This window comes from Rhizobacter sp. P2_H3 (assembly GCF_056403355.1).
On the sequence record NZ_JBFUFQ010000025.1, the window covers coordinates 1 to 20,983 of the forward strand.

Annotated in this window: 13 protein-coding genes and 1 pseudogene; 5 read left to right on the top strand and 9 right to left on the bottom strand. The window is 69.5% G+C overall.

The window, feature by feature from the left end:
* Positions 1–310: pseudogene (locus tag AC1D1T_RS07525) on the bottom strand (energy transducer TonB); the annotation flags it as partial.
* Positions 311–529: 219 nt separating this feature from the next.
* Between AC1D1T_RS07525 and AC1D1T_RS07530 the strand changes: the two are divergent.
* Both AC1D1T_RS07530 and AC1D1T_RS07535 read left to right on the top strand, forming a co-directional pair.
* Complete coding sequence (locus AC1D1T_RS07530) at positions 530–1,132, top strand: RHS repeat-associated core domain-containing protein (RefSeq protein ID WP_477827740.1); 603 nt, start codon at positions 530–532, stop codon at positions 1,130–1,132.
* A complete protein-coding gene (locus tag AC1D1T_RS07535; RefSeq protein ID WP_477827739.1) occupies positions 1,120–1,428 on the top strand; it encodes a hypothetical protein in 309 nt (102 codons plus the stop codon). Before AC1D1T_RS07530 ends, AC1D1T_RS07535 begins: the two co-directional genes overlap by 13 nt.
* Before the next feature lie 72 nt (positions 1,429–1,500).
* Here AC1D1T_RS07535 and AC1D1T_RS07540 read toward each other — a convergent pair whose 3' ends face one another.
* Complete coding sequence (locus AC1D1T_RS07540) at positions 1,501–4,671, bottom strand: S8 family peptidase (protein WP_477991713.1); 3,171 nt, start codon at positions 4,669–4,671, stop codon at positions 1,501–1,503.
* Between the two features lie 256 nt (positions 4,672–4,927).
* On the opposite strand from AC1D1T_RS07540, the gene AC1D1T_RS07545 reads away from it, so the two are divergent.
* Positions 4,928–5,287, top strand: a complete 360-nt coding sequence (locus tag AC1D1T_RS07545) for a phage holin family protein (RefSeq protein ID WP_477824703.1) — start codon at positions 4,928–4,930, stop codon at positions 5,285–5,287.
* A gap of 13 nt (positions 5,288–5,300) precedes the next feature.
* Here the strand turns inward: AC1D1T_RS07545 and AC1D1T_RS07550 are convergent, their stop codons facing one another.
* The 6 genes from AC1D1T_RS07550 to AC1D1T_RS07575 form a co-directional block, all read right to left on the bottom strand.
* Positions 5,301–6,170 (bottom strand): hypothetical protein, encoded by an 870-nt coding sequence (locus AC1D1T_RS07550; protein ID WP_477824702.1) that lies wholly within the window; start codon positions 6,168–6,170, stop codon positions 5,301–5,303.
* A gap of 139 nt (positions 6,171–6,309) precedes the next feature.
* Positions 6,310–7,527 (bottom strand): alanine transaminase, encoded by a 1,218-nt coding sequence (gene alaC / locus AC1D1T_RS07555; RefSeq protein ID WP_477824701.1) that lies wholly within the window; start codon positions 7,525–7,527, stop codon positions 6,310–6,312.
* 109 nt (positions 7,528–7,636) lie between these two features.
* Complete coding sequence (locus tag AC1D1T_RS07560; RefSeq protein WP_477824700.1) at positions 7,637–8,020, bottom strand: hypothetical protein; 384 nt, start codon at positions 8,018–8,020, stop codon at positions 7,637–7,639.
* Between the two features lie 216 nt (positions 8,021–8,236).
* The gene (gene pbpC / locus AC1D1T_RS07565) at positions 8,237–10,378 is read right to left on the bottom strand and encodes a penicillin-binding protein 1C (RefSeq protein ID WP_477824699.1); all 2,142 of its coding nucleotides are present in this window, start codon (positions 10,376–10,378) and stop codon (positions 8,237–8,239) included.
* Complete coding sequence (locus AC1D1T_RS07570) at positions 10,375–16,251, bottom strand: alpha-2-macroglobulin family protein (protein ID WP_477824698.1); 5,877 nt, start codon at positions 16,249–16,251, stop codon at positions 10,375–10,377. Before AC1D1T_RS07570 ends, pbpC begins: the two co-directional genes overlap by 4 nt.
* Before the next feature lie 69 nt (positions 16,252–16,320).
* Positions 16,321–17,910: a M48 family metalloprotease gene (locus AC1D1T_RS07575; protein ID WP_477824697.1), complete on the bottom strand. Its 1,590-nt coding sequence runs from the start codon at positions 17,908–17,910 to the stop codon at positions 16,321–16,323.
* 73 nt (positions 17,911–17,983) lie between these two features.
* On the opposite strand from AC1D1T_RS07575, the gene moaC reads away from it, so the two are divergent.
* On the top strand, positions 17,984–18,499 hold the full coding sequence (moaC, locus tag AC1D1T_RS07580; protein WP_465111258.1) for a cyclic pyranopterin monophosphate synthase MoaC: 516 nt from the start codon (positions 17,984–17,986) through the stop codon (positions 18,497–18,499).
* A gap of 7 nt (positions 18,500–18,506) precedes the next feature.
* On the opposite strand, the gene AC1D1T_RS07585 is transcribed toward moaC, so the two are convergent.
* Positions 18,507–19,634, bottom strand: a complete 1,128-nt coding sequence (locus AC1D1T_RS07585; protein WP_477824696.1) for an MraY family glycosyltransferase — start codon at positions 19,632–19,634, stop codon at positions 18,507–18,509.
* A 110-nt stretch (positions 19,635–19,744) separates the two neighbouring features.
* Here AC1D1T_RS07585 and AC1D1T_RS07590 point away from each other — a divergent pair, with 110 nt between their 5' ends.
* Positions 19,745–20,983 carry a lipopolysaccharide biosynthesis protein gene (locus AC1D1T_RS07590; RefSeq protein WP_477841063.1) on the top strand — a complete coding sequence of 413 codons (1,239 nt, stop codon included), beginning with the start codon at positions 19,745–19,747 and terminating at the stop codon, positions 20,981–20,983.

A 20,983-nucleotide genomic window follows, 5' to 3' on the forward strand; every position in this document is an offset into this window, starting at 1 on the left:
GCGCAGCGGTGACCAGCGGGGTCGGCGGCGGCGGGGTGCGCGTCACCGGCTTGACCGGTGGAGGCGGTGGCGCCGGCGGCGTGGGCGGCGCCGGTGGCGCGATCAGGTTCACGAAGATCGGCGCCGCTTGCACGACGGCCTCGCGCACCGCAGGCACTTGCAGGATCGCCCAGCCGGCACCCAGGTGCAACGCGGCAATGCCGGCGACGACGGCACGCAACTGCCCCGGCGACAGCCCGTCGGTGCGCACCGGCCGGCGGCTGAGCGGCGGCAACGGCGGAGGCGTCGCGGAGACGGGAACGGCGGCCATGGTGGGGGTGGGGTGCGGCGAGGGACAACTTCAAACAACTTCAAAAACTTTAACATAAACAAGAATGATTCTCATTGTGTGACCTTGAACGCGGTCAACCGAGGGGGATGCAGTTCATTGCGTGAGGGTTTTCGAGTGAGACATCCGGCCGGGTTGAGCCGCCGAACCCGGCTTCCTAGACTCCGCCGCTCCTATCAACTCGAAGATCAGGGGTGTCTCATGAAACACGCACGCGGCTGTCTGTTGATCGCCTTCAGTTGGGCGATCACGCAGCCCTCACTGGCCCGCTATGTCCAGTCCGATCCCGTCGGACTCGCCGCGGGCACCAACACCTACACGTACGCCGACAACGACCCGCTGCGCTACGTCGATCCGAACGGGCTGTGCCCTTGCGGGGAATCGCTCGATGTCCTCCAGTTGGCGCGCTCGGACCGGCGCGACTGGAGCAAGGCCGCCGATCGGTCGGACGTCAACAGGGCATTCGGGCCAGGAACCTACAAGTGCAACCTGTTTGCCGACGAGCAATTCGAGACTGCCGGGTACCACTTGCCGAACATCGGTGGCGGCGTCCTCGCACGTGCACTGGAGATGTACCCGCCCGGCGCGCAGAGCCTGTCAACGTCGGACTACACCGTTCCCGGCTGGCCAGTCGTCACGGGGCCGGCGCAACCCGGCGACCTGCTCGCATGGCAAGGGCACGTCGGCATCGCATCGACCAACGGCCGGTCCATTTCCGCTTCACCAAAAGGGGTGACAGAGAATGACTGGGGATTCCGCTCGGGACAGACTCCCGTCATTCGCCGCTGCACATGTCCAAGATGAACGGCCTTCGGCTCTGGCCGCGTGGGGCCATCGTGACACTCGTTCTGACCTGCGTCGCGCTCACCAGCGTGTCCGCGTGGGTCTACGTGCACACGCGCGAAGCCTATCGCGCAGTGGGCTTCAACGATGGTCGCCTCCACGAGCGCGAGTTGATGCTCGACAAGATTCGGCACAGCACCCGGCTGGAAGCCTGCAGCGCTCGCTCCGCCGCATCGGCCGTCGAGTTCGTGTCGGTCAAGGCCGAGTCGGTCTACCTGCATGTGGTCGATGGCGGCCATCTCCGCTTCTGCCAGTGAATCTGCCAGTGGAATCGCCGCGCCAATGAAAACGGGCCGCGCGAACGCGGCCCGTCGGTTCAAGCCCTCACGTCACTTCGCGACGATCACCTGAGCCTCAGTCCCGGCCTCGCGCCGCAGCATCACCAGGAACCCGGTCTGCGACGGCGACGCCGCCGCGCCGCCCACCGGCGTCAGCGTGTCCACGCGCTGGATGCGCAGGCTGCGCACGATGCCGCTGCTGTCGCCGTTGACCGCGTAGCGCGGCTTGGACGGCGTGAAGGTCATCGTGGCGAACGCATCGGTCACGTCGCCGCTGTAGTAGTTGTCGTAGCCGATCGCGGTGAAATCGAACTGCTGGTCCGGCGTCAGGCCCAGCGCCGCGAGCGGCACCGTCATGATCATGTTCGCCGAGTTGAAGTCCGCATCCGCGTAGTAGAAGGCGCCTCCCGCGCCGGTCGCCAGGTTCACGACATTGATCAGGTTGATGCCGGTCGCACCGAACCCGCCCTGCTCCGCGTTGTAGACCGCGAAGTCCGGCACGCCGTCGCGGTCGACGTCGATGTCGACCTCGAAGCCCGCCGGGTAGTTCGGCGTCGCGCGCCGCCCGAAGGTGCTCAGCGCGAACTGCAGCGCCCCCGCATCGGCCACGTAGCGCACGCCGATCGCGCGCATGTCGACGAACGCGAAGTTGTCGCCCGGCTTCGGCAGCTCGGCCGGGTCGGCCTTCTTGCTGGTGCCGGTGAGCGCGAAGATGTCGAACTCGCTGTCGGCCGCGCCGACGTTGCCCATCAGGATGATGCCGCCCGGCCAGTTCGGGCGCACCGCTGCCACCGCGAGGTTCTGCGCCGCCTTGCGCGGCAGGATGTGCCACGGCACGCTCAGCAGCTCGGTGCCGGCGGTGAGCGTCAGGTAGCCGTCGTACTCCGGTGCGTCGAACAGGTCGCCGCTGCCGCCTTGCGCGCCGGCCTCCAGCGTCCAGTCGGGCAGCTTGGCGGGGTTGACGCGCAGCTTCACGGTGACCACCGCGCGGCCTCCCGCCGCAACCTTCACCGAACCCGGTGCCGAGATCGTCACCGCGCCGCTGGCCTGGTCGTCGGCGAAACGGAACGCGCTCTTGATCGCGAAGGTCTTGGCCGTGGTGCCGAAGTTCTCGACCACCAGCTTCTTCTCGTACTCGGCCGGGGCCGACACCTCCTGCGCGCCGAACGACAGCGCCGCCGACAGCGAGGTCGGCTCATAGGCGATGGCCTTCAGCGCCAGCGCCTTGTCGACCCGCACCTCGCCCGCGCCGATGCGCGTGATCGGCGCCAGCACGCCGGGCAGCAGCGCCGGGTTGGTGTAGATCTGGTTCATCGCGCTGTTCATCAGCATCGCCTTGATCTGCAGCGGCGTGCGCGCCGGGTACTTGCCGATCAGGATCGCCGCAGAGCCCGCGATCATCGGCGTCGCGCCCGAGGTGCCGCCGAAGGCTTCCTCCTCGGTCCCGCCACCGGCCACCGCCGACACCGAGGCGCCGGGCGCGCCGATCTCGGGCTTGATGGTCTGGTAGCTGATGCTCGGGCCGCGCGCCGAAGTGCTGGCCATGCTGCCGACCAGCGGCGTCTTGGTGCCGTCGCTGACCGTCACGTTGACCGGTGCCGCGATGTTGGCCTTGATCTTGTTCGACGTCGACTGCGTGATCACCAGCGTCGGCACGAAGTGCGTGCCGCCGCCGTTGCTGAACGACACCGCGTCGCCGGGGGCGACCAGGCCGATCAGCACGCCGGTGGCACCGGCCGCGCCGGCCGCATCCACCTTCAGGCTGACCGAGCAGGTGCCGCGGTCGATCAGCGCCACCTTGCCGGCCGGGTCGGCCAGCAGCGGCGTGCCCGGGCAGGCGGTGCCGACGAACACCACGTCGCCGCTGAAGCCGCCGGCGATCGGCGCCCAGTCGACCGTCGCGGTGTTGCCGTAGGTGCCGGCGATTGAGGCCGGCGAGTTGATCTTCAGGCCGAAGGCGACGGCGCTCGGCACCTGCGTCTGCGCGACGCTGATGGCCCCGGGGGCGATCGACGGCGAGCTGACGATGTACGGCTTGTTCGCGGCATTGCCCGCGGCCACGACCGCGACGATGCCGGCATCGACCGCCGTCGAGATGGCCTCGGTGGAGTCGTCGATGTTCTGGCCGTAGTCGGAACCGAGCGACAGGTTCATCACGTCGACCGCGTCGGACGGATCGCCGTCGCCGTTCGGGTCGATCGACCAGTCGATCGCCTTCAGGATCGCGACGCCGTTGCAGCTGGTCGCGACGGCGCTGCACACGCGCAGTGCCAGCAGCTTGGCGCCGGGGGCGACGCCCTTGTGGGTGCCGTCCAGGCTCTTGCCGCCGATGATGTCGGCGACGTGCGTGCCGTGGCCCTGGAAGTCGATCGGGTTCGGGTCTTCGGTGCGCGGGCCGTTCGGCCACACGTCACCGACGAAGTCGAAGCCGCCGACCACCTTGCTGGTCGGGAAGACGCTCGGGTCGATGGTGGTGTTGCGCGGATCGCTCGGGTCGGTGCCGTAGGCCTTCAGGTAGGCCTCGGGCGTGCCGGCACCGCCCAGGTTGCGGTGCGTGTAGTCGATGCCCGAATCGAGCACCGCCACGCGCACGCCGGTACCGTCGGCACCGGCCTGCTGCGCCGCGGTGGCGCCGATGTACGGCACCGTCTCGGCGAGGCTCATCTCGTAGTGGTTGACGCGGCGCACCTTGGCGACGCCCGGCAGCGCGGCGATGGCCTTCAGCTTCGAGGCGTCGACGCGCACGGCGATGGCGTTGTGGGCCATGTGGACGCGGCCGAGTTCCTGGGCGCCGAACGTGGAGAGGCTGGCCTGCAGCGCATCCTGGTGCGACAGCACCGTCTTGCGGTGCGCGGCCAGCGCCTCGCGCGTGGCCTGCGGCGCTTCGCGCAGCGTCTTCATGCTGAGCGTGCGTTCGGTGGTCGATGCGGCAACGGCGAGCTGCGCGGCGGCGGCGGCCACCGGCGCGTCGGTGAGCGTCACCCACACGTCGACCGCGCCGGTCGCCTTCGACAGCCGCGTGTCGAGCACGTCGACACGGCCGCCGGGCAGCGCGGTCTGCTGAATGGTGCGCACCGGGGCGTCGGCGAGCGGCGCATCCGCGCCGGCGGCGGCATCGGGCGCGCCGTCACTGCTGCTGCCGCTGCCTCCGCCGCCGCAGGCGGCCAGGACGAGCGCGGCAACGACGGCCAGCCCGGACTTCCAGGAAATTCGGATAGACACGAGACACTCCTTGTGGGGCACGTCCACCCGATCCGTCCGACTGCCTGCAAGCAGGACCGGGACAGCGCAGTACACGGGTGCGTGCGACTGCGCTGTGCGTGGGGTTGATGGGAAGCTGGATGCTCGGTGGCGCAGCTTCGGTGTGTCAAGGCGTGACATTTCCTTCCCCCTAACCCTGGGGGGAGCGGAAAACCCTGGGTCATCGGACCACAGCGGAGGAACCCCACGGCGCGAGGCGGCAGGTATGCTCGCGCGGATGAAGACCCTCCTTCGCTGGCTCCTGCTCGCCGCAGCGCTGCTGCTGGTGGCCCACCTCTACCCCGGCGTCACGGTGACCAGTTTCGGCTCGGCGATGCTGGCCGCGCTGGTGCTGGGCCTGCTGAACGCGCTGCTGCGGCCGATCCTGGTGCTGCTGACGCTGCCGGTCACCGTGCTGACGCTCGGGCTGTTCCTGTTCGTGATCAACGCGCTGATGTTCTATTTCGCGGCGCAACTGCTCAGCGGCCTGGCGGTCGCCGGCTTCTTCGCGGCGTTGATCGGGTCGTTGATCTACAGCTTGTGCGGGGTGGTGATCGATGCCGCGCTGGAGGCGGTGTTCTCGTCACGGGCTGGGTGACGGTCGGCCGTGCTCAGTCGAGTGCCACCCGGCACTCCTGCTCAGGATTCCAGCGGAGAACCTGGTCGCGCATGCTGAAAATCGCCGTCGTGAAAGCGGCCGTATTCTGGTTGACTTGATGCGCGCTCAGTATTGAAAGGTTTTCCAGATAGAGCTGCACCATGGACAGCAATTCCTGGTGATCGACCAGAAACACCTGTTGAGTCTCTTGAGACAGGTAGTCGGCGTGACGATAGAAGGTCGCGTACGCGGCCTTCGCATCTCCGTCGACCTTGCACTGCTGCCCCATGTCATCAAAAGCCCGCACGCAATCTGATCGGAAACTCGACGCTTCGCGGTAGAAGCCTTCAGGCTCGACGTACCGATAGTTCTCGGGCTCGTACTGCCGACTCTTGATCTTCGTCGCCAGTTGGCTCAATGCAGTACGGCATGCTGACTCCAGGTTGCGGGCGACCCGTCCAACTTGTGAGGCGACTTTCTTCATCGCGCTACCCGCGGCGTCTGCTGCAATGCCAGCTCCTTGCGCGGTGATGTTGCCCGCTTCGATCATCTGGAGCGCGGCTCCATGGCTGAGCCTTTTCGCATGGCGTACAGAGTCACGACGCGCTTTGTCCAGGATGCCTGTTGCGCCCCCCAACCCCTGCGCAGTGATGCTGCCTGCCTTGACCATCTGGAGCGCAGCGTCGTAGGTGATCCTCTTCGCGTGTCGCACCAGGTCACGGCCCGGTTTCTGGACAAGTTTCACCGCCTCCCGCGCACAACTTCTGGCATGTGCCACGCCCGCACATACCCGCTGAGCCGTGTTGCTGTTCTTCAACCCATCCAGGGTTCTGCTGGCGACATGGAGAACTGAGCAAAGTGTCGTACTGATGGTTGACGGCATGACTGGACCTTGCAGTTGGGTTGTTCCTTGCAGAGATCCGGGCGATGCACCGTGGAAATTACGTACGACACGTCTCATCTCTGCGTGCCGTGAGTAACAGGAGGCTGCCCATCGGTTCCCGCGCTCCTGCTGCCGTTTGTCAGGCCGCCCGCGCCGCCTCCACCCCATCCGCCTTGAACATCGCCTTGATGCCACGCACCGCCTGCCGGATGCGTGCCTCGTTCTCGATCAGCGCGAAGCGCACGTGGTCGTCGCCGTGGTCGCCGAAGCCGATGCCGGGCGACACCGAGACCTTCGCCTTCGCGAGCATCTGCTTGGCGAACTCCAGCGAGCCGAGCGCGCGGTACGGCTCGGGGATGCGCGCCCAGATGTACATCGAGGCCTTCGGCGTCTCGACCATCCAGCCGGCCTCGTGCAGGCCCTTCACCAGCACGTCGCGGCGGCGCTGGTACTGCGCGGCGATGTCCTTCACGCATTGCTGGTCGCCCTCGAGCGCGGCGATCGCCGCCACCTGCAGCGGCGTGAAGGTGCCGTAGTCGTGGTATGCCTTGATGCGCGCGAGCGCCGCCACCAGGTCGCGGTTGCCGACCATGAAGCCCACGCGCCAGCCGGCCATGTTGTAGCTCTTCGAGAGCGTGAAGAACTCGACCGCGATCTCCTTCGCGCCCGGCACCTGCATGATCGACGGCGCCTTCCAGCCGTCGAACACGATGTCGGCATAGGCCAGGTCGTGCACGACGAAGATGTCGTGCTTGCGCGCGAGCGCCACCACGCGCTCGAAGAAGTCGAGCTCGACGCACTGCGCCGTCGGGTTGCTCGGAAAGCCCAGCACCATCATCTTCGGCTTCGGGTAGCTGCCGCGGATCGCGCGCTCCAGTTCGGCGAAGAAGTCGACGCCCGGCACCAGCGGCACCGAGCGGATGTCGGCACCAGCGATCACCGCGCCGTAGATGTGGATCGGGTAGCTCGGGTCGGGCACCAGCACGGTGTCGCCGCGGTCCAGCGTCGCGAGCATCAGGTGCGACAGGCCCTCCTTCGAGCCGATCGTCACGATGGCCTCGCTGTCGGGATCGATCGCGACGCCGTAGCGATCCTGGTACCAGTGCGAGATCGCGCGGCGCAGGCGCGGAATGCCCTTCGACGTGGAGTAGCCGTGCGTGTCGGGCCGCTGCGCCACCTCGGCGAGCTTGGCGACGATGTGCGGCGGCGTGGGCCCGTCGGGGTTGCCCATGCTCATGTCGATGATGTCTTCACCGCGCCGTCGCGCAGCGGCGCGCAGCTCGGCAGTGATGTTGAAGACGTAGGGGGGAAGGCGGTCGATGCGCGCGAAGCGGCGCTGGCCTGCAGACGAGGACATTGAAGAGGACTTTCACGTGAGCGCCCGGAACCGTCCGAGCGACGTGAGCCGCGTGAGGCGGCCCGGCGGGGATGGTAACCGGGCTGAGCGCGACATCGCGCGACGGCCCCTAGTAGATGCCGCGGCCGCTCAGGGTTGCAATCGCCGCCTCCCGCCTCTCCTGCAAATCAACGACTTCAATGCGCATGTTCTGCAATACGGTCTCGAGTCGTGTCCTGTCAATCTCACGCCGGTTCGCTGCCGCCCCGCCCATCTCATTCAACGCTTCGCGGAAAGGCTTGATGGACTTTCTGATTGCTTGGCTCTCTCCAATTGATTCGATGTAAGCGAGAAGGGCCTTGAGCGCACTTTTCGGACCCTTGCCTTCTTCATCCATCAGTCTTTCGGCGCAATCGAGACCGTGAATCAGCAACGCGGTCGCAGGCCGGTTGGCGAAGTCTCTCCGGGTTTTCCGGGTGATGTTGTACGGGTGCAGCCCTGCGTAGGACTTCACTCCGCAGCAAGTTCGCGCGTTCTCTCGGGATTTCCTCACCTTCCCGGCCGTGTCATCGCGATACCCCGTCCCCGTCGACGACCCGTCTCGTTTCGAGGTCCTCCTGAACACTTTCCGCAGCATGCTTACTCCTCAGGCCACCCGCACGGACCCACGTCCGTCGCGTCCCTGAGTAACAGCAACCCTCCCCCGAGTTCCCTGACCGCAGCCCGGCCTTCAGCGCCGGCGCGGCTTCACGCCGGCATTGGCAGTCCGCACATCCGCCCCCCGCACCTCGAACCTCACCACCTGCAGCAGCGCCCCATCGCGCCCCGTCAGCTTCAGCTCATGCCGCCCCGGCCACGGCGCCCAGTGCAGCCGCTCGCCCTGCCCCAGCGCCTTGCCGTCCATCCACCAGGTGCCGGCCTCGCCTTCCAGCACGATGCGCTGCGCGGCGGGCGGCATGTCGGGGTCGATCGCGAAGATGCTGCCGTCGCGCGGGCTGGCGATGCCGAAGCGCTGCGCGCCGCGCACCTGCGTGCCCGCGCTCCACAGCGCCTGCTCGGTGCCGGCGACGAACACCTCGTCGCGCGCCGCCTCGCGCCGGTCGTCGAAGCGGATCGCCATCGGCACCACACCCGCCGGCACCGCCGGCTGCTTCGATGGTGCGCCGTCATGCAGCGCGCGCACCAGCACCTGCCACACCGGCGCGGCGCCGCTGACGCCGCTCACGTCGTGCATCGCCTCGCCGCTCGCGTTGCCGACCCACACGCCCACCGTGTAGCGGTCGGTGAAGCCGATGCACCAGTTGTCGCGCATGTCCTTGCTGGTGCCGGTCTTCACCGCGGCAAAACCCTTCGTGACCAGGCTGCTGTCCAGCCCGAAGGTGCGCGCGCGCGCCGCGTTGTCGGCCAGGATGTCGGTGACGAGCCAACTCGCCGCCGCGCTCGCCACCCGCTTCGGCGTCGCGGCCGCACCGCGCAGCACCGGCGGCGAGAACAGCCCGCCGTTTGCCAGCGTGCGGTACGCATTCGTCAGTGCCAGCAGGCTCACGTCGGCACTGCCGAGTGCCAGCGAATGCCCGTAGAAGCCGCCGGTCTCGGGCAGCGCCAGGCCCAGCGCGTTCAGCCGCTCGACCAGCGCATCGGGCCCGAGCATCGCGCCCACCCGCACCGCCGGCACGTTCAGGCTCGCACCGAGCGCGGTGCGCGCGCTGACCCAGCCCTTGAACGCGTGGTCGTAGTTCTGCGGCAGGTACAGGCCGTTGGTGGTGGCCAGTTGCGCGGGCGAATCGTCGAGCAGGCTGGCCGGCGTGATCAGCCGGCGCTCGAAGGCCAGCTCGTAGACGAAGGGCTTCAGCGTCGAGCCCGGCTGGCGGCGCGCCAGCACGCCGTCGACCTGCGCCGCGTCCGAGAAGCTGCCGCTCGAGCCGACCCAGGCCCGCACCTCGCCGCTCGCGTTGTCGAGCACGACGATCGCACCATCCTCGACGTTGCGGCCCGACAGCTCGGCCAGCTGCCGCCGCAGCGTGTTGACGGCGAAGCGCTGCAGCCGCGCATCGAGCGTCGTGCGTTGCACCGTCGCTTGCGTCGACCCCTGCATCGCCCCCTCCCCCACCACCTGCCGCGCGAAATGCGGCGCCAGCTGCTCGCCCAGCGGCATGCCGCCCTGGCGCAGCAGCGCGGTCTGCGCGAGCGCGGTGACGCCCTTGCAATCGAGCTTCTGCAGCTGCAATACGCCGCAGGCGCGCTGCGCGACGACCGCCGGCGTCGCGTTCGGCCCGCGCAGCAGCGCCGCCGCGATCGCCGACTCGTCGACATCCAGCCCGCCCGGGTGCTTGCCGAACAGCGTCTGCGACAGCGCATCGATGCCGACCACCTCGCCGCGGAACGCGACCCGGTTCAGGTAGGCCTCGAGGATCTCGCTCTTCTTCCAGCGCGCATCGAGCCGCGTCGCGGTGACGGCCTGGCCGAGCTTCTGCGCGACGCTGCGCCCGCCGACCGGCCGCGCCAGGTCGTCGTCGAGCAGGCCGGCCAGCTGCATCGTCAGCGTCGATGCACCGCGCGTGCGGGTGTTCCACACATTGGCCCACGCGCTCTTCGCGACCGCGCTCCAGTCGACGCCGCTGTGCTCGTAGAAGCGCCGGTCTTCGCTGAGGACGATCGCCTGGAGCAGCGCCGGCGAGACCTCCTGCAGCGGCACCCAGGCCAGCCGGCGCGCGCTCCTGTCGACGCGCACCGTCTGCAGCGGCGTGCCATCGCGGGCGAGCAGCGTCACGTCGGACGGCTTCCACGCAGTCTTCACCTCGCTGAAGCTCGGCAGCGCCTGCGCCGCGGCCGCTGCGAACAGCAGCGATGCGGCACAGACTGCAAGCTTCACGGCGCGACCTCGACCGCCGCGTTCGGCAGTTCCCCGAAGCTCTCCGGCGCATACATCGCCTCGACGCGCGTGGGCGGCAGCGCGAAGCGGCCGGGGTTGTTCAGCCGCACGGTGTACTCGATCACGTGCTTGCCGCGCGGCAAATAGTCGTAGTAGCTGCGGAAGGCCTCGAAACTGCGCTCCTCGTACACCGGCCAGGTGCCGCTGCGCTTCTCGCCCTGCGTCGCGATCGCACTGTCGCGGCCGAGGCCCGAGCCGAGCAGCGTCGCGCCGCCCGGCACTGGATCGCTGACCACCACCCAGGTCATGTCCGACTGCGCATCCACCTCGACCCGCACCCGCAGCACGTCGCCGCGCGACCACTTCGATTTGTCCTTCTGCTCGACCGCAGTGACCGTGCGCGCGAGGCTGTAGCCGGCGCGGATCGGCTCCTTCAGCGGGATCGCCGCGAGGCTCTGCACCGTCAGCCACGGTTTGCCGGAGCCCTCCTGCGACACGCTCAGCGTGCCGGCCGAATCGGGCCATGGCAGCTTCACGACGCCGCCGTCGGCCGACTTGCCCCAGTCGATCGCGACCGGCGCACCGCCGGTGCCGGCTACCGTGCGGCCCGCAACCTTCGCCGACTCGAACTTCGCCGAGAACTTGTCGAGCGCGAGCGATCCCCACAGGTTGGCTGTCGTCGTGAGCCAGGCGCCGCCGCGCTGGCGGCCAAGGCTGCCGACCACCATGCGCGGCAGGTCGTCGCGCCAGGCCGGGTCGTCGAGCACCGCCAGGATCAGCCGCGCCGCGTTCGCATCGGCGCTGTCCATCAGCCACCACCAGAAGTCGTCGCTCTCGTTGCTGAAGCGCAGCGTCGTTCCGGCATAGGTGAGCCGGCTGCGCAGGATCTGCTGCACTTCGTCCAGCCGCTTGGCCTGCTCGGGCACGCCCTGCACGCGGCGCAGGATGCCGAGCCAGTCGATCACCGCGGCGGTCGGCCACTGGTTCGGCGTGATGTTCACCGAGCCCAGCATCTTCGGCTGCGCCCGGCCGTAGCGCGACAGCGCCTCGATGGCCGCGAGCTTGCGCACGTCCAGGTCGGCCCGCGGCGACCAGAACTTGCGTTCGATGCGGCCCTCGACGAACGCGGTCAGCCCGTCCAGCATGCTGTCGCGCGCGGCCGGCGGCAGCTCGAAGCCGGCCTCGTTCGTCGCGGCGAGCACGTAGGCGGTGAGCCGGTCGCTGCCGCGTGCGCCATCTTCGGCACGCGGCGGGAAATAGCTCGCGAGCCCGTCGCTGTCGAGGTAGGTCGGCAGTGCGTTCGCGACGCCGGCCCACAGCTTCGCGTCCTTCAGCCCGACCGACTTCGAGGTCTTCTGCTCCAGGCAGATGAACGGGTAGGTCTCGAAGTAGCGGCGGATGCCGGGCAGCGCGCCGGTCAGCTTCGGCTGCACGCCGATGTTCAGGCCGCCGCGCTTGGGGCCGCTCGCCGGCAGCGCATCGGCCGGCGCGGCCACCGGCAGCGTGAACGGGCCGTCGAGCTGCGACAGCGTCGCCTGCAGCACGCGCACCGGCACTGCGGCGCTGACGAGCTGCGTGAGCTTCAGCCTGTCCTTCGCCTGGTCCTTCGCCTTGTCGCTGCCGGCGAGTTCCTCGGCGCCCGCTTCCCACGCGATGCTGAACACCTCGGCCGGCACGTCGACCGGCCAGGTCAGCTCCTTCGCGCCGCCGGCCGGCAGCACTGCCTCCTGCGGCGGCAGCTCGATCGGCGTGCGCACGATGTCGGCACCCCGTTCGCCGCCACTGTTCGCGCTGCCGGCGAGCGTGGCCCGCACCTTCATCTCGTGTGTGGTGGTGTTGCGCAGCGTCAGCATCGCGCTGAAACGGTCGCCGTCGCGCACCAGCGGCGGCAGGCCCGACAGCACCTGCAGGTCCTGCGTCACGCGGATGCTGGTGCTGCCGCTGCCGAACTGCTGCACGCCGGCATCGGCCACCGCGACCAGCCGGAAGCTGGTCAGCGAATCGTTCAGCGGCACCTCGACCACCGCCTCGCCGTTGGCGTCCAGCGCCACCTGGGCCTTCCACAGCAGCAGCGTGTCGAACAGCTCGCGCGTCGCGTTCTTGCCGCCGCCGCCGCCGGCCGCCACCGCCTTGCGGCCGTAGTGGCGCCTGCCGATGATCTCGCTCTGCCCGGTGGCGGTCTCCACGCCGAGCGCGCGCGGCTTCAGCATCGCGCCGAGCAGGTCCCACGAATCGTTCGGGCGCAGCGCCAGCAGGCCCTCGTCGACGGCGGCGAACGCCACCTCGGCGTTCGCGAGCGGTTTGCCATCGTGCAGCACCTTGATGCGCGCCTTCGCGGTCTGGCGCACCGCGTACTGCGGCTTGTCGGCCGTCACGCTGACGTCCAGCCGGTGTTCCTGCACGCCCACCTTCAGCGCCGCGATGCCGAGCTTGAAGGCCGGCTTCGACAGGTCGACCATCGCGGTCGGCGCCTGGTACTCGCGGCCCTCGTACCAGAACGAGCGCACCCAGTTCAGCGGCTCCTTCCAGCCCCAGCTGAAGAACGAGTACCACGGCACCTCGCGGATGCGCCCGCGCAGCACCAGCACGTCGACGTAGACGTTCGGGCCCCACGACTTCTCGATCTTCAGTTCGACCGTCGGGTCGTCGCCGCGCAGCGTCAGCACGCGCGTCGCGATCACGCCCTCGCGCTCGACGCTGACCAGCGCGGTCGCCTCGCGGAACGGCATGCGCACCTGCAGCCGCGCGGTCTCGCCGGGCTCGTAGCTCTTCTTCTCGGGCAGCACGTCGATGCGATCGTCGTTGTCCTGCGCGAACCACAGCTCGCCCTGCTTCGTGACCCACACGCTGGCGGCCGATTCGGCGACGTGGCCGGCCTTGTCGCTCGCCTTCGCGATCAGCTCGACCTGGCCGGCGTTCTCGAGCGCCGCATCGCACAGCAGCAGGCCGCGGTCGTCGGTGCTGCCGCTGCACACCGTGCCGAGCTCCTTGACCTCGGTGCGGTTGTCGTACGCGTAGAAGCCGCCGACCATGCGCTTGCGCGTGCTGATCACCTGCGACAGCCGGCCGCGCACCTCGACCGCTTGGCCCTTGATCGCCTTGCCGGCGGTGTCCAGCGCCAGCACCTGCAGCTTCACCTGGCCGCGCGCGCTCGCCCACGAACCGGTCTTCACGCCCAGCACGACGGCGCTCGGCCACAGCGCGACGGTGGTCGACGCGGTCTGCACCTCGCCGTTCGGGTCGTTGAAGGTCACCTCGGTGACCAGCTCGCTCGGCCGCTTGATGGCCGGCAGGTCCTTCACGGTAAGGCTCGCGGCACCGTCGCGGTCGGTCGTCAGCGGCAGCTTGTCGGCCACCACCTTGCCGCTCGACTCGGGCGCGCCCTCGTCGCCGTCATCGCTGCGCGCGGCCTGCTTCGGATCACGCGGCGGCTCGAAGCTGAATTCGTCGTAGCCCGCGAAGCCGCTCGCGCGGCTGCGCAGCAAGGCCGTCAGCCGGGCCGGCGCCTGCGCCATCCCGCCGCCGGCGAAATAGTTCAGCTGCACGCCGATCGGCAGCTCCTTCGGCGCGACCGGCACCTCCTTCGGCCCGCTGACGCGCGCATCGACCAGCGGCAGGCGGAACTCCTCGACGCGGAAACTGCCGGCCGACCAGCTGCTGCGCTCCCGGTCGCCGCCACCCTCGCGCTCCAGCGTCACGTCGTACACGCCGAGTTTGGCAGCCGGCGGGATGTTCCAGCTCGAGGCCGCGCTGCGCGTGCCGTTCCAGCTCAACGGCAGCGTCACTTCCTGTCCGCTGCCCTGGTGCACGATCTTCAGCCGCGTCGGCAGCTTCTCGGCCGGCACCGCGGCCAGGCCGCTGCTGGTCTCGCGGCGCATGAAGTGCTTCATCGACACCGTCTCGCCGGCACGCAGCAGCGTGCGGTCGAACACCGTGTGCGCCTGCACGTCGGGCTGCGCATCGTTGCTGGTCGGGAAGCTGAAGCGCCAGGTCTCGATGCCTTTCTGCCAACTGCTGAACACGAAGGCGGTGTCGGTCAGGCCCTTCGGCGTCGGCTTGCGCGCGGTGACGAAGAAGCCGCCGTCGGCCGGGCATTCGCCGGCCCGCTCCAGCGCCTGCTCGATGCGCGCCAGGCCGTTGGCATCGGTGCGGCCGGCCCACAGCCGCTGGCCGCGGCAATCGTTGACCGCGATGTCGGCATCGGCCACCGGCTTGCCGCGATCGAGCGTCGTGACCCAGACCACGCTGTTCTCGCGGCCGAGCTTGAAGTGCACGCCCAGGTTGGTGACCAGCACGCCGGCGCGCACGTACATCGGCGCCTTCTTGTCGAGCAGGGCCTCGCCGAGGCGGCGCGATTCGATCTCGACCACGTGGTAGCCGGGGTCGGCGATCGGGATGCCGACCACCTCGAACGGCCGCGGGTCGCCGCCGGCGAGCTGCGGCAGGTCCATGCGCTTCACGTCGGCGCCGCCGTTCAGCAGCGACAGCTCGCGGGTCTCGACGACGCGCTCGCGGCGGATCTCCTTGCTGCGGCCCTTGCCGTCGACGACGCGCTCGGTCTCGTAGTGCTGCGCGGCCGGCAGCCCGGCCTCCTTCGCGGTGATGCGGCTCTCGTGGTAGCGGGCCACGCGGGCATACCACTGCAGGATGTCGGCATCGGTGCGCAGCGTCTTGATGCGCACCGCGCCGCCGCCCGCGGCCGGCCGCAGGTCGCCCTGCACATGGCGCAGCGTGACCGGCAGCATCGCATCGGCGTTCAGCTCGATGACGCCGAACGGCGCGGCGGCGAACTTCGCGATCGGCGGCGCGTCGCCGGTCGCGACCTTCAGCGGGAAGCTCGCGGCATTCGCGAGCGCGCGGCCCGAGCTGTCCTTCAGGTTGCGCGGCAGCTCGATCGTGAAGGTGCTGCGCTCGGGCAGCGGCATCGGGAAGCGGAGGCTGTCGACCTCGGCCGCCTTGTCGTCGGCATCGAACTCAGGCGCGATCGCCTTGCCCGAGGCCGGCTGCAGCCGGATCGCCGCCGCCAGCTCGCGCGGCAGCTGCGACGAGAAGCGCAGCGTCAGCGGGCGGATCGGCAGGCACGGCGCCTCGGCACGCTCGCGCTCGCAGCTGAACTCGGCGGTGAAGGCCTTGCGCACGCGGAAGTTCAGGCGCTGCTCGGTGCGCGTGACGATCTTCGGGTTGACCTGGGCCGCGATGCCGGCACCCCAGACCAGGCGCAACGCGGCGTCGGGCGGCAGCGGGCGCTGGCAGGTCAGCACGACGATGCGCTCGGCCTGCTTCTCGAGCTGGCGCGCCTTCAGGATCTCGTCGCGGACCGCGCCGGTCACCACCCGCACCGGCATGCGTTCGCCGATGCCGTCGACCTCGCAGGCCGCATGGGCGGCCACGGTGGACTCGACCGCCGCACCGGTCAGCCGCAGCACGAAGTGCTGGTCTTCCTCGACCTGGTTGCCGGCGTAGGGTTGTGTCGACTCGATGGCCGGGCCGCCGGTGCTGAACGTGAACTCGGTGCCGCCGGTCAGCGCGCCGTTCAACGGCTTCCAGTCGGACTTCGCCTTCAACGTGCAGCGCGTGCCGGGCGGCAACGCCTCGCGGAAGTCGTATAGCCAGACGCGGTCGTTGGCCCAGCGGCCCGAGCCGGCGCGCGCCGGGCCTTCGCAGGCCACGCCGAGCGGATCGGGCAGCCGCAGGTCGCCGAACGGCACCACCGCCTCGGAAAACTTCACCGTGACCTGGCGCACCTGCGCGACCTCGCCCTGCGGGCTGACCGACGTGATCGTGGCAGCGCGGGCCGGGCCGGGCGCTGCAGCCAGCACGGCAAGCAGCGCGAACGTGGCGGCGCCGATGGCCCGGGCGATGGATCGTGGCATGCCGTCTCCTCCAGAAGTGCCGGGAGGATAAGCCACGCCGTGGCCGATTCCGGTGGGGTCCGGTGGAGGTCAGCCTTCCTGGCGGCGTTCTTCTTCCATCTGGCGGCGGCGCTGGCCTTCGAGCTCGCGCAGCCGCGCGTCGATGATCGATGCGTCGATGAAGTCGACCTTGCCGCCCGGCGTGCGGGCCAGGCGCTGGCCGGCGCGCAGGCGGTCGACGGCGCCGGTCAGGTCGCCGACGGCGTAATGCGATTCGGCCTCGGCCCGCAGTGACCGCAGCTGCTGGCCGAGCTGCTCCCAGGTGCGGCTGAGCTGCTGCCAGGCGAGCGCGTCGCTCGGGTGCAGCGTGGTCCAGGTCTGCAGGTCGTCGGCGCTGCGCTTGACGGCCGGGTCGGTCTTCGGCGCCGCGAGCGCTGCCTGGGCCTGCATCAGCAGCACCGCGCGCGACGGCGTGGCGCCCGCCTCGGCATAAGGCTTGAGCACCTGGCCGGCGCGCACGCCGTCGCCGCGCTCGGCCAGCGACTGCGCCTGCAGCAGCACGACCTCGCGCTCGGCGACGGCATCGCTGCGCGGGCTGCCGCGCACGACGCCGAGTGCCACCTGCAATGCCGCATCGGCGCGGCTCCAGTCGTGCAGCAGCGTCGACGCGAGCGCGCTCGCATAGGCGGCGTTCAGGCGATCTCCCACGCTGGCATCGGGCGCCACCTTGTCCTGCGACTGCCAGCGGCGCAGCGCGTCGATGCGGGTGTCCATCAGCACGCGGGAGCGCGCCTGCGCGGCCACGTGGGCGAGCACGCTGACCGGTGCCACCGGCGCGGCGGTGCCCAGGCGCTGGCGGGCGTCGCCGATGCGCTCGGTGGTGATCGGGTGGGTGCGCAGGTACGGGAAGCCGCCGCTGTCGTTCAGGTGCGAAGCCTGGTCGAGCTTCTCGAACATCGCCGCCATGCCGCCGGGCGCGAAGCCGGCGCCGGTGAGCACCTTGAAGCCGACGCGGTCGGCCTCGCGCTCCATGTCGCGAGAGAAGTTCAGCTGGCCCTGCACCGACGCGGCCTGCGAGCCGGTGAAGATCGCGTTGGCGCCGTCGACGCGGTTGCTGCGCGTCGCGGCGATCACGCCGAGGATCATGCCGGCCAGGCCGATCAGCGACTGGCGCCGGCTGTTGACCATGCCGCGCGCGATGTGGCGCTGCGTCACGTGCGACATCTCGTGCGCGAGCACCGAGGCGAGCTCGTCGCGCGTGGCGGTCATCGCGATCAGGCCCAGGTGCACGCCGACGTAGCCGCCGGGCAGCGCGAACGCGTTGACGGTCTTGTCGCGCACCAGGAACGGCTCCCAGGCGAAGCGCTGGTCGGACTCGGCATCGATGTTGCCCTGGGCGCGCGAGGCCGCCACCAGCGGCTGCCAGATCGACTGCAGGTACTCGACCAGGACGGGATCGTCGAGGTAGTCGGGATCCTGTCGGATCGCCCGCATGATCTGGTCGCCCAGGCGGCGTTCGGTGCCGACGCTCAGGTCGTCGGAGATCGAGTCGCCGAGCGCGGGCAGCGCGTTCTGCGTGGCCAGCGGGGTGGTGCCCTGCGCACGCACGCCGGCGCTGCCGGCGAGCAGGGCCAGCGCGCACAGCGATGCGGTGAGGCGGGTGGAGCGTGAACGTGTCATCCGGTGGGGCACGAAGGCGAGGAGCGGCCGGTCGCTATGATGCCAGCGCCACGTTGCCCGGATGTTTCCCTTCATGTCCAAGCCCCTTCCCCCAGCACAGTCCCCGCCCGCGAGCGGCCTGACCCACTTCGACGCGCAGGGGCAGGCGCACATGGTCGACGTGTCGGGCAAGGCCGAGACGCACCGCATCGCGCGCGCCGCCGGCGTGATCCGCATGCAGCCGGCCACGCTCGCGCTGATCCAGGGCGGCACCGCGAAGAAGGGCGACGTGATCGGCATCGCGCGCATCGCGGCGATCCAGGCCTGCAAGCGCACCGCCGAGCTCATTCCGCTGTGCCATCCGCTGCCGATCACCAAGGTGGCGGTGGATTTCGAGATCGATGCGGGCGAGAACCTCGTGCGCTGCACCGCGCAGGTCGAGACGCTCGGGCGCACCGGTGTCGAGATGGAGGCGCTGACAGCGGTGCAGGTCGGGCTGCTGACCGTCTACGACATGTGCAAGGCGGTCGACCGCGGGATGGTGATGGGGGAGATCCGGGTGCTGGAGAAGCACGGGGGGAAGTCGGGGGATTGGGTGGCGGCTACCTGAGCCGGAGTCAGAAGTCGCGCCAGCGGCTGATCAGCCCGCCCTTCTTCGAACGAATCATCAGTGCGCGAGGTGCGCGAAACCTCACCAATCGGGCATACAGCCACACGTACAACACGCAGAAGATCGCAGCGACGATCTGCAGCCCGAGAGTGTGGCGCCACAGCAGCGATGCCGGCAGGACGGCGAAGCTCGACAACGCCCACAGATACGGCGCAGTCAGGCTGTTGCGCAATGTGAGGCTGGCAGCCTCCTGGCGTCCGACGGCCCAGCGCACCAGCCGGCGAAAGATCAGCGTATGCAGGTGCAGGCCATCCGGCAAGCCGGGGCTCGTGCCGCGCAGGAAACGTCGGCGCCACATCGAGAACACCGTCTCGAAGACCGGGTACACGAACAGCACCAGCGCGTACCAGGCCGACACCTGCGGGTGCCGCGCCACCAGCAGGATGACCAGCACCGCCAGCAGATAGCCGACAAAATAGGCCCCGCCGTCGCCCAGGAAGATCAGCCCGCGCGGCCAGTTCCAGACGAGAAATCCCACCAGGGCGCCGGTGGCGGCCAGCGCGGTGGCGACGATCAGCGGGTCCCCCACCTGCAAACCCACGTAAGCCAGCGACAGGAACATCGCGCTGGCCACCACGGCCGCCAGTCCGTTGTACCCATCGATGATGTTGATGGCGTTGGCCAGTCCGCCGACGGCCATCGTGCTCAGCAGCAGGCTCACGGCGTGATAGAGCAGCAGGGCATCGAGAAATCCGACATCGACGCGCCGTATCTCCGCGCCGAGCCAGAAGAACGCGATGGCACCACTCAGCATGGTCGCGAGCAGGCGCGGCAGCACGCCGACGCGCTTGGTCATGTCTTCGGCCAGGCCGGTCAGCAGCGCCGGCGCGCCGGCCAGCAGCAGCAGCGAGAAACTGCCCGCCAACGCCGGAGAAGTGACCGTCATCAACAGTGCCAGCCCCAGCAGCGCCGCCAGCAGGGCCAAGCCACCGACACGCGGCGTCGACACCGCGTGGAACTTCTGCACGCCGGTCCGGGTGTCGTCCCAAGGCAAGGATCCATGCCGACGCGAGACCCGGATAATGAGCCCGGATATGACGAATGAAATCAACAGCGCAACGACGAAGCTGGTCATGGATTTTGCGGGAAGGCGCGGCAGGGCGGCGAGCGCACGCGCTACGGTAGCAGAAGCTCATGGGCCCGGGCCGCGCATGCCGCACCGATCCGGCGAATGACGATCCCGGCATGATCCGCCACATCGCGAAGGCCAATGCGATCCTGCTGTTCCAGTACGCGGCGGGGGCGCTGGTGCCGCTGCTGCTCGTGCCCCACATCGTGCGCTCGATCGGTCTGGCGAACTATGGCCACCTGGCAGTGGCCCTCGCATGGGCAGGCTTCGGAGGACTCGTCACGCAGTACGCATTCCAGCTGACGGGCCCACAACGCCTGGCCGGCAACCCGTCCGCGACGGGTGCCATCCTGGCCGATGTCGTGGTCGGCAAGGCCGCTCTGCTGGCCGTCGTGCTGCCGCTGATGGTGCTCGTGGCCGCCACGCAGGCCCCTGCCGGCGCCGCCGGCACCGGGAGCTGGTTCGTGCTGCTGCTGGTCCCGATCGGCGCGGCGGCCAACGCAAGCTGGTTTCTGCAGTTCCAGGGACGATTTCTACGGGTTGCGCTCGCCGCCATCGCCGGCTCGTGCGGGGCGCTGGCGCTCGGGTGGTGGGGGGTCTCCGGCAGCAGCACCGGATCGGTGGTGGCCGCCGCCGTGTCGTTGTCATTCGGGGGTGTGTTCGTCGGCTTGGTCACCCTGTGCTCGGCCTGGCGGCTCGCCGGCCTGCGGCCCGACACCGCACGCAACAGCCGCCCGTTGCCGCTGCTGCGAGAGGATTGGCCGCTGTTCGCTTCTCAACTGGCCTCCGCGCTGTACACCGTGGCGGGCCCGATCCTGATCAACCAGGTGGCCGGTGCCTCGTCGGCCGGCAGCTACAGCGCCGTCGAGCGTGTGGTCAACGCGCTGTCGGCAGCCTGCCAACTGACCTACGTCGCCGCCTATCCGCGCCTGGCGAGCAGCTACGTCAACGATCGGCGCGCCTACTGGCGCCTGCTCGGCCAGCTCATCGCCGCCCATCTCGCGGCGACAGCGCTGCTGGCCGGCACCCTGTGGGCTTGCCGCGAGCCGTTGTCGGCGTTCATCTTCGGTACGACAACCGAGGACACGCGGTCCTTGCTGGCCTGGGGCCTCGGGTGGCTGGTGGTCGGCATATTCGGCCCCGCACTGACCGGATACCTCACCTTGAGCCATCGCAAGCCGAAGGTGATGTCGCTGAACCTCGCCATTCTCGGTCTCTGTGTCCTGGTCGGCATTCCCGCCATCGCGGCATTCGGACCGACGGGCTGGATGGCCACCCTGGTCTGCTCGCAGTTCATCGTGCTGTTGGCTGGAATCCACTACTGGCGGTCGCGCGACGAAGCGCAGGAGACCTGA